Origin of the sequence: Mesorhizobium sp. M7A.F.Ca.CA.002.05.1.1 (assembly GCF_003998335.1) — a bacterium.
In the GTDB taxonomy this organism is placed as follows: Bacteria; Pseudomonadota; Alphaproteobacteria; order Rhizobiales; family Rhizobiaceae; genus Mesorhizobium.
In genome coordinates this window covers 1-7699 of sequence record NZ_RZQI01000214.1, presented here as the reverse complement: position 1 = coordinate 7699, position 7699 = coordinate 1, and the positions used below count along the sequence as shown (strand labels likewise).

5 protein-coding genes and 2 pseudogenes are annotated in these 7699 nt (G+C 58.7%); 2 read left to right on the top strand and 5 right to left on the bottom strand.

Going from position 1 to position 7699, the window contains the following annotated elements; genetic code table 11:
• Positions 1–31: 31 nt before the first annotated feature.
• The 4 genes and pseudogenes from EN939_RS13405 to EN939_RS40040 form a co-directional block, all read right to left on the bottom strand.
• Positions 32–913, bottom strand: a complete 882-nt coding sequence (locus EN939_RS13405; protein ID WP_127268399.1) for an ABC transporter permease — start codon at positions 911–913, stop codon at positions 32–34.
• Between the two features lies 1 nt (position 914).
• Positions 915–1856, bottom strand: a complete 942-nt coding sequence (locus EN939_RS13400; RefSeq protein ID WP_127268398.1) for an ABC transporter permease — start codon at positions 1854–1856, stop codon at positions 915–917.
• Positions 1856–3463, bottom strand: coding sequence for an ABC transporter substrate-binding protein (locus EN939_RS13395; protein WP_127268397.1), 1608 nt, complete (start codon positions 3461–3463; stop codon positions 1856–1858). The genes EN939_RS13400 and EN939_RS13395 overlap by 1 nt, the downstream gene beginning before the upstream one ends.
• A 475-nt stretch (positions 3464–3938) precedes the next feature.
• Positions 3939–4244: pseudogene (locus EN939_RS40040) on the bottom strand (transposase); the annotation flags it as partial.
• Between the two features lie 194 nt (positions 4245–4438).
• On the opposite strand from EN939_RS40040, the gene EN939_RS13385 reads away from it, so the two are divergent.
• Positions 4439–6076, top strand: coding sequence for an NAD(P)/FAD-dependent oxidoreductase (locus tag EN939_RS13385; RefSeq protein ID WP_127268396.1), 1638 nt, complete (start codon positions 4439–4441; stop codon positions 6074–6076).
• Positions 6069–7229 (top strand): NAD(P)/FAD-dependent oxidoreductase, encoded by a 1161-nt coding sequence (locus EN939_RS13380; RefSeq protein ID WP_206520392.1) that lies wholly within the window; start codon positions 6069–6071, stop codon positions 7227–7229. The genes EN939_RS13385 and EN939_RS13380 overlap by 8 nt, the downstream gene beginning before the upstream one ends.
• A gap of 196 nt (positions 7230–7425) precedes the next feature.
• Here the strand turns inward: EN939_RS13380 and EN939_RS13375 are convergent.
• Positions 7426–7699 (bottom strand): annotated as a pseudogene (locus EN939_RS13375) (transposase); the annotation flags it as partial.

Sequence of the window (7699 nt, the reverse complement as noted above, 5' to 3'; positions counted from 1 at the left end):
GTCATTCCCTGCGGCTTGATGCATCTGCATGTCAGCGCCTCCGCTTGGCGCGGGGATCGAACATGTCGCGCAGGCCATCCCCCAAAAGGTTGACCGCAAGGACCGTGACGGCGAGGCAGATACCGGGGGCGAAGATTGTCATAGGAGCGATGGCAAGAAACAGGCGAGAATTCGAGATCATGTTGCCCCAACTAGCGATCTCGGGCGGCACGCCGACGCCGAGAAAGCTCAGTCCGGCCTCTGTCAGAATCGCATCTGCGCAGACTATGGCGCTCTGGACCATAAGCGGCGGAATGGTACTCGGCACGATATGCCTCCACAGCACCTTTGGCAGGCGTGCGCCTCCACAGACGGCGGCCTCAACGTAAGGGCGATCGCGAACACTCAGAACCACCGAACGAACGAGCCGGGTGACGCTTGGCATCTGTGGAATCGTGATCGCGACGATGAGAATGCCGATGCCGGGACCCGTCAGAGAGATAAGGGCAATGGCCAGCAGCATAGTCGGGATCGACATTAGGCCATCCATGACCCGCATGACGACATTGTCGAAACCGCGACTGTAACCGGCGATAATACCGATAATAAGCCCGCCCACAGCTGCGGCTGCCGCCGACATCAATCCCACCAGTAGAGAAACTCGGGCACCGAATACGGTGCGTGCGAACACGTCCCGGCCCAGATGATCACTTCCGAACCACATCTTCGCGGAAGGTGGCTGAAGGCGATTGAATGGATCCATGTTCATCGGATCGCCGCCGTACAGCGGGGCAGCGAGTGCTAGGAGGATCAACAACGCCAATAGTCCGCCGCCTATCATCACCGGCGGATGACGCCTTGCTATGCGAGGCAGGTCAGATACTCGAAAGCGGCCGGTAGGAATGTATTCAACTGGCGGGGAGAGCAGTGTCATATCAGTACCGGATCCGGGGATCGATCAGCGTGTAGGCCAGATCGACTGCGAGATTAATAAGGACGTAGAGACCTGACGTCAGGATGAGCACGCTCTGGATGATGGGATAGTCGCGGTTGTTGATCGCATCCACCACCAGGCGGCCGATACCGGGTATGTTGAACACCGTTTCGGTAAGGACCACTCCGCCGATCAGATAGGCAAAGCTTATGCCGATGACGGTCAAGATCGGGACGCCGGCATTCTTCAAGGCATGGTGGAAAAGCATGGCATAGGACGAAGCGCCCTTGGCAGCGGCGGTTCGCATATAGTCCTCCGAGAGGACCTCGAGCATGCTCGCCCGCGTAACCCGGGCGATGAATGCAATGTAGCCAAGACTAAGGGCCACGGTGGGAAGGACCAGGTGCGCGAACCAAGGTCCAAGGCCACCATCGATCGGCGCATATCCCTGGACCGGCAGCCAGTGTGCCCTGATAGCGAAGAAGTATATGAGGAAATAGCCGATGACAAAGACCGGGACGGAATAGCCAAGTGCCGAAAAGGCGGTGAGGGCGCGATCGATGAAACCGCCAGTTCGCCAAGCGGCAAGGATGCCGAAAGAAACCCCGACCGTCACCGAAAACATCATCGTCAGGAGCGACAGGGAAAAAGTCGGCTCAAGCCGCTGCGAAATGAGCTCAAGAACAGGGCGTCCGGCAAAAATCGAGGTGCCGAAATCGCCGTCAAGCATATCCCGCGCCCATCGTATGAACTGGACCGGCATTGGGTCATTCAACCCCAACTTTTCCCGGATGCCGGCGATCATCTCCGCCGTGGCCGACTTGCCGGCAATCATGTCCGCTGGGTCACCCGGCGCCAGCCTGAGAAGCAGGAAGATGAAAATTCCGACCATCACCATGACGGCCATGGCCGAAACTATCCTGCGCAACATATACGTCGCCATCAGCCTGAGGCTTTCTGCATATTCCACCAGGCAACGTATGGCATCTCCACGAGTCCGGTAAGCGATTTGCGGTGAGCACTCGGGGATACAATTTGACCTAATCTGACGTCACCGACAAATTCCCACCAAATTCGTTGCATTTTGCGAGCCAATGCCTGTCGCTCTTCAAGAGTTTCGACATCCGGCCACTTGAGCCGAAGCGCCTCAAATTCGTCGTTCTTAGGCCAGCCGAACCAGGCGGCCTTTTCCCCGCTCGCGCCAAGGAAGACCGCGGTCATTGGATCGCCTTGGGCGTAATCGAAATCATCGGTGATAAAAATGCTCCAGCCACCGCTCTCAACAGGACCCTTGTTGCCCCGGCGCGCCACAATCCCACCCCAGTCACTTGGCGCAAGCTCAGCGTTGACACCAATCTTGCGTAGTTCGGCTGCGAGAAGCTGTGAGGCATTGCTGGCAGCGGCCCAAGACGTGGGGTCGAGAATAACAACCTTCTCACCAGCATATCCCGCCTCCTGGAAGAGCTGCTTGGCCCTTTTCGGGTCGCCGCCCTTCTTGAACCATCCTGTGTTCTCGTCATTGGAATAAGGTGTACTGTTTCCGAATATCGAAGTGACGGGTCGACTATACTTTGGATCAGGGGCAGTAACGCGCAGAAACGCCTCCTGATCAACCAAGTGAAGTATTGCCTGACGCGCTTTCACGTTATCGAATGGCTTCTGAAGGTGATTCATGCGCACGCACATGTCGTTGCCAGTTTTATTCAGGACCTGAAGTTCAAGATTGGGGTCGTTTTCGATCGCAGCATAGAAATCCGCAGGTGCATCGCGAAGGAAATCAAGCTCCCCTGCTTGCAAAGCAGCCAGATTAGTCTGCGCATCGCCGCCGTTTTCCCAAATGACACGATCGACCTTAACGACTTTACCGCCTGCAAACCCGTCAGAAGCCTCGCTGCGCGGCACGTATTTCTCATTGCGATCATAGGTGAAATTCGCACCCGGCCTGGCAAGAGCATGGTTAAACTTGAATGGACCCGATCCGATGTTCGCGGTCACCTGCTCGGTCGCAGGTCGCTCTGCATCCTTTTCGCGCATAATAAACAGGACCGGCGCTGACAGCGTAGCCAGCAGATCGATCAGTACCCCTAGAGGTTCGGTGAGCGTAATTACAAAAGTTTTGTCGTCCTTTTTCGAGATATCCTTGGCACGAGACATGATCAACTGTCCGCCCGGAGCCACTTGGGCCCAGCGGCGGATCGAGGCCACACAATCGGCTGCGGTGACCGCAGTGCCATCGTGCCAACTCAAACCATCCCGGAGTTCGAAACTATAAGTCTTCTTATCGTCGGAAACGCCCCACTTCCCGACCATTTGCGGTTGTGGCATAAGCTTGCTGTCGGGGGCGAATAGCGTATCATAAACGCCCAAGCTGTGGAAAACGGTGGGGTCGGTTGTCGTGAACACCGGATCAAAGATTTGGAGCTCAACCATTACCATCCGAACCGTCCGAGCGTCCGTTGGCAATGTTTGCCCACGCAAGATCGAGGGGAATGACAAAGCCGTTCCAGCCGCCATACTTAGCTTCATGAGGTCGCGTCGAGAGATTGTCATATTCTAGTTCCCCTTTTTCTTAACGGCGGCTCAAGGCACGCCTAATGGTTAAGTTACTATGGAGCGACTTGCGGCGACTTCGTGATTTTCAACTTATACATTGATTAGCAGACTCGCCATCTGAGCAGGTCGATCTGGAGAGATCCGCCATTCGTAATCCATGAGCCATTATCTGGCTCTCCTTGCTATGAACCACTGCGGGTGTACAGCGATCTCCCTGTTCAACGCGATTGCTGACCAAACTAAGCCAAATCTGATCATCAAACCTCGTGGCGTTGTGCAGCCGGTAGTTGATAGCCGACTCAGATGGGATGGCGATGGTTTGGGCAACATCATGCTACGGGCCGCTGAGTGCTTCATAGCTCAGACACCACTTAGTTCCCTTAGTATTTCCTGGCCGTTAAACCGCCATGGTTTCGATTATTCTTTATCGTGGAGGGCTTGTCGTCAAATTCAGTTTGTGTATCGTGGCCATCTAGCGCCGAGATGGTGGATGAAAGTGCCTGCGTTCGTAGAGCGCTCTCGGCTTGGTCAGGACAACCCATACAATGCGCGCGCCATCTTGGCGGCGGGTGCGACAACGGCCTTGTTCGGGTGCATCTGGCTCTGCAAGCCGTCGAGCCAGCGTCCAAGGCGATCCCGGGCTCGATCCAGGTCGAAAGCAGGAGCGCGCGCCATGAGCGAGGACCTTGCGGACGTAGCGGTTCCCGCGCTTGGTGATGCCACAGAGCTTCTGCTCGCCTCCGGTCGAGTGTTCACGGGGGACAAGGCTCAACCATGCGCGCCCACGCTCATCTCGAAATCAGATTAGCTCAATTCACAAACTGAATTTGACATGGAGCCCCTTGAAGCGATGAATCGATGAGAGTGTCTGGGCGCCTGAAAATCCGGCCAGAGGCTCGTTCGGCTTTAACGCCATTCCGAACGGGTGGAGAACCTCGGACGAAGGCAACAGTTACCAGAATGGCTTGAACCATGAAGATTGACGAAAAATCTGTTGCCGGCAAAGAGCTGATCGTCGAGGAACAGACCCAGCTCTTGGTAGTTGGCGCGGGTCCTGCTGGTCTCGCAGCCGCTATCGACGCGGCTCGCCGAGGACTCTCGGTCGTGCTCATTGACGAAAACCCGGTTCCCTTCATAACCATGGGCAACGAGGTGCCGCTTCACTACGGACAGGGCATGTCTCCTGTAGCGCGCAACCGCAATGCTATGCTTGAGAGCTTCGTCGCTTCCGAGCCACTTATCCAGACAGCGTTCGAAGCTGGGGTTGACGTCCGGCTCGGCACCGCCTGTTGGGGTCTTTATGCGAACGGTCCCGGTGTCCACTGGCTCCCCGGCACGATCGCCGGTCTGGCCGACGAGACACGTGGCTGGCTGATAGGCGCAGAATACGTAATTGTCGCAGCCGGCCGACGCGATATCGGGCTCGGCTTCCCTGGGTGGGAGAAGCCGGGCGTAATGGGTGCCACGGCGGCGGTTTCGCTGGCAACGCGGTTCAGGGCCCTAAACCCTCGGAGAGTGTTGATCCTCGGCACGTCGGCTGAGGCGCTGGCGGCTGCCGCAGCACTCGAGAAGGCCGGCGTGGAAATAGCGGGGATCGTGGAACAGGCGGCCGAGGCTGTCGGTCCCGTACACATGGTAGACGAATTACGCGCTGGCGGCTGCGAATTCCTGACCCGTCATGTTGTGCGTGAGGTACTGGGGCGGGACTCAGTTGAAGAAGTGCTCATTTCCGCCTTGGATGAAGCCGGTCGGGCTGTTGGCAAAGAACGCCGAATCGCTTGCGACGGCGTTGTGCTGGCGGTCGGAGCCACGCCGGTTATTGATCTTCTCGCAGCGCTCGGGTGCAGGGTCGCCTTTCAGCCAGAGCGGGGCGGCTATGCGCCGGCGGTGGATGCAGGTCAGCGTACCAGTGTGCGCAATATTTTCGTGATCGGCGACAGCGCCGGCATCTGGCCTACAAAATCGTGCGATCCCAGCATCGCGGAACGCGAAGCCTTACTGGCAGTCGCCACCATCCTTGATGATCTGGGCCTTGCCGGAGACCATGCGCACGATGGAGCGCCGCGACCCGACCGGCCGGCCTACGATCTGGCAGCCTACCGTCTGGCCTGGGTACATGCCAGCGTCATCGCTGCGCGTGACGAATTCCACGTCTGTCAATGCGAGGAGATTACCGCCCGCGAGATCCTCGAGCTACGCCCCCCGCGTTATCTTGGCTGGCAAACCGAGCGCCGCAACGATCGCTCACTCTCAACCCTCCTTGGCGACGCGCCCCCAAACCCGGACCAGGTCAAGCGGCTCACTCGCGCAGGCATGGGACCGTGCCAAGGTCGGCGCTGCCGCGAGCAGATAGCTGCTTTGCTGGCCATGCAGTCCGGCGCGTCGCTAGCGGCAATTCCCCTTGCGGGCTACCGCGCGCCAGTACGACCGCTGCCGCTAGAAATTGCCAGCCAAATCCCGGAATCGCCAGATCAGGCCCGTCATTGGGCACTCTGGTTTGGAATACCATCGCAATGGAAAGCCCAATGGGAGGTTCCCGAGTTTTATACAGTTGCCACCGATCATGTTACCACCGCGGCTGCGCTTGATGAGCGAGGCGGCCATGACTGAGAACATGGGTGCATCCGTTGTGATCATTGGCGGCGGCGTCACAGGGCTGAGTGCTGGCTGGTGGCTAGCACAAACCGGCGTCGATGTTCTGGTTATAGAAAAGGGCATCGTTGGCTGGGAGGCTTCCGGCCGTAACGGAGGGGGCTGCGGACACGTTTTTTCGCCTCTTTACCCGGAGATGCTGCGGCTGTGGCCAATCATGGATGAACTGCTCGGTTATCCTACGGAGTTCTCTGCAAACCGCATCCACGTCGCCGTGACCGAGGAGCAATTGGCGGCCGCAACTCGCAGCGCCGCTGCGATGGAGCGCCATGGACACCGGTGCGAATTGCTCGACCGGACGCGGCTCCGAGAACTCGTTCCACTCGTCGGCGACAACGTTGCCGGTGCTCATTTCTATCACTTCGGGGGGCACGCCAACCCACACCGCACAGTCCAAGGCTACGCGTGGGCCATGCAGGACCACGGCGGCCAGCTCGTGCAGCACTGCGGGGTCACCGGGTTCCGCACCGAAGGCGAGCGGGTGGTAGGCGTAGACACGGAGCGCGGCCTATTTGGCTGCGATCAACTGGTCATTGCAGCCGGGCCATACACCGGGCGCTTCTCGGCGATGCTGGGGCAGGAGGTTCCTTTGGCAAGCGCGCGTGCCGAGATGATCGTTACCGAGCCGCTTCCCCTGATGGCTTATGGTGGCGTTGATGGTAACGATCTCCACGGCAGGCAGACGCTGCGCGGTAATCTGGCCTTTGGAGGCGGTCCACACGAATGGCTGGAACTAGCCGAGGGAGGCGTAATATCCAACCCCTCAACCCCCCTGATGGGTCATATAGGCCGCCGCTTGGTTGAAATGATGCCGAAGGCCGCGCATGCCCGCATTATTCGTTCTTGGGCCGGTGTGATCGAGAACACCCCCGACGGGCGCCCCGTGATCGACCGGCTCTCGACATTCTCCAACGTGGTTGTTGCCACGATGTCCAGCGTCGGCTTCGGCTTGTCGCCGTCAAGCGGGCGAGCAATCCGCGACGTAGTTGTCGACGGCGTCTGCAGCTTCGCAGACATTTCATCGTTTAGCTTGAAGCGTTTCGCCAGGCTCGAACCCAACTGGCGCCAACTGCAGGGCTGGGTTGCGATCCAATTCGGGGACGCTGCTTAGAAACATCGCGCTCAGCAGAAGCGCATCGCTGCGCGTTGCCGAAAGAAGCAGGCGGCATTGGTCATCAGTGATGCGCTTCGATTACTTGCACCCGATGTGCCCCCCTGAAATGTTCTCGCTTGAGGTTGGGTTGTCCCGTCGGCCGTGAACAATGAGAGGGATCAGGCTTCGAGCTCTTCGGCTGACTTTGTAAGGCTGCGATGAGAAGCCACAAAAATCCCTTCAGCCACCTGAGCAGGAGAGAGAAGTTATATCCGGCGGCGGCCAGGATGGCGTTGAGGGCGTCGCCCTGCTGGCCGGCGAGGTAGTTGCGGCCCATGCGGTGTTCGTTCTTGATGTGGCCCCGATGACGGGCTCGACCGCCGACCGCCGTCGCATCTGGCGCTTGATGGCTGGGGTGACGCGGCGTTTCTGGCCCGCGGTGAAGACCCTGAGCTTGTGGCTCTGGGGTGCGTTGTGGCCGCGATAGC